The 1930-nt window shown below is 74.2% G+C and carries 2 protein-coding genes; both read right to left on the reverse strand.

Features of this window, described 5'->3' with window-relative positions:
- Window positions 1-110 precede the first annotated feature (110 nt).
- Complete coding sequence (leuE, locus tag E1258_RS32340) at window positions 111-779, reverse strand: leucine efflux protein LeuE (protein ID WP_132407743.1); 669 nt, start codon at window positions 777-779, stop codon at window positions 111-113.
- The coding region (locus tag E1258_RS32345; RefSeq protein ID WP_132407741.1) for a bifunctional pyridoxamine 5'-phosphate oxidase family protein/GNAT family N-acetyltransferase at window positions 776-1930 on the reverse strand (1155 nt) is incomplete at its 5' end. The genes E1258_RS32345 and leuE, both read right to left, overlap by 4 nt.

Below are 1930 nucleotides of genomic sequence, written 5' to 3' on the forward strand. Positions count from 1 at the left end.
CGCCTGCCGTGCCCCGCCGCCCGCCGTGCCTCGCCGCCCGCCGCGTGCGCCGGGGTGGCGGTTGAGAAGGGGACCCTTCTGTACCGCAGGCGTCAACAAGGGGCCCCTCCTTACACCGAGGCGGTGGCGAGCTTGACGCTGAAGCCGAGGAAGAGCGCCGCCACCCCGGTGGTCGCTCCGGCGGCCAGCCGCCGGCGCTGCCGGAACTGGACCGCCAGGAACGTGCCCGCGAAGATCAGCGCGGTCAGGTACAGCGCGCTGGTCAGCTGTGCGATCAGCCCGAGCAGCAGGAACGACAGCGCCGGCCATGCGTACCCGGGGTCGACGAACTGGATGAAGAACGAGACGAAGAACAGGATCGCCTTCGGGTTGAGCAGGCTGATCACCAGCGCCCGCCGGAACGGGCTGCGCAACTGCGCCGGCTCGGCGGCGTCGATCAGGCGCGGCGCGGTCGGGTCGTTGCGGTTTCGCCAGCGCCGCCACGCCCCGCGCAGCATGGTCAGCCCGACCCAGCCGAGGTACGCCGCGCCCGCGTACTTCACGACCACGAACAGCGGTGGGTACGCCTTGAGCAGCGACGCCACCCCGGCGGCGGAGAGGGTCATCAGCGCCGCGTCGCCGAGGAAGACCCCGCCGGCGGCGCGGTAGCCGGCCCGTACGCCGTGCTTGGCGGCGGTGGAGAGCACGAAGAGTGAGTTGGGGCCGGGGAGCAGGACGATCGCCACGGTTCCCAGCACGTACGTCCAGATGTCGGTGATGCCCAGCACGCCCGCCATCATCGCGCCGGCGCTGGCGCGGGGCGAAGCCGTTCCCACAGCCTGCCCTGTGCGTTCGGCCACTCCTCGTCGGTCATCGAGTACTGCACGGTGTCCCGCCAGGAGCCGTCGGGGCGCAGCCGGTGCCGGCGCAGCACCCCCTCGCGGGTGGCGCCGAGCCGCTCGATGGCCCGCTGGGAGCGCTCGTTGCGGATGTCGGTGTGCCAGACCACCCGCACCGCGCCCAGTTCCTCGAAGGCGCGGGTGAGCAGCAGCAGCTTCGCCTCGGTGTTGATCCCGGTCCGCCACCAGGGTCGGCCCAGGTAGGTGTAGCCGATCGCCACCGCCCGACGTTCGGGGTCGACCTCGTAGAACGACGTGGTGCCGACCACCGCGCCGGTCGCGGCGCACCGCTGCACCCACGGCACCCGTTCGCCCCGGTGGTGGGCGTCGAGGGCAATCCGGATCGTCTCGGCCATGCCGGCCGGGTCGGCGGGCCGGTGGCTGCCCAGGTGCTGCCACACCTGCGGGTCGGCGGTGGCGGCGTACAGGTCGTCGGCGTGCGCGAGGTCCAGTGGTTCGAGGACGACGTGCGCGCCCCGCAGCACCGCCGGCTCCAGCCAGGGCGAGCGGGCCGGCCGTAGGTACGTCGGCAGCGGCGCGCTCACCCCCGCGTCGGGCTCGGGCCGCCCGGCGGTCAGCCGCAGCGGCACCGTCCCGGCCCAGTACGGCAGGTCGTGGTCGTCGGGTGAGTCACGGACGCCGCCGTCGCGGGCGCGGACGGACACCTCCCGCAGCGGCAGCGCCAGCACGGCGGTCTCGGCCAGTTCCCGGCGGCTCGGCGGGCGGCTGTCCGCGCTGCGCCCGGCGGCGGCCTTCTCCACCAGGGCGGTCAGCGCGGTGGCCTTCTCGCCGGCGTCGGTGACCAGGTGCGCGGTGCCGTGCGCGACCACCGACCGGTAGTTGGCGCTGTGGTGGAACTGGGAGCGGCCGTAGATCAGCCCGTCGAGCAGGGTGACCGCCACGCAGACCGGCAGGCCGTCGCCCCGGGCGGCGAGCAGGGGCCGGCTGCCGGTGGAGCCGTGCAGGTAGAGCGTGTCGCCGATGCGGACGTGCAGGGTGGGCAGCACCCGGGGTTCGCCGTCGGCGGTGAACGCGAGCGCGCAGTGGTACGC

The organism is Micromonospora sp. KC207 (assembly GCF_004348615.1).
Taxonomy (GTDB): domain Bacteria; phylum Actinomycetota; class Actinomycetes; order Mycobacteriales; family Micromonosporaceae; genus Micromonospora.

What these genes read in the sequence shown, in the direction of transcription:
- leuE (WP_132407743.1), bottom strand. Translation starts at nt 779, where the DNA reads ATGATGGCGGGCGTGCTGGGCATCACCGACATCTGGACGTACGTGCTG.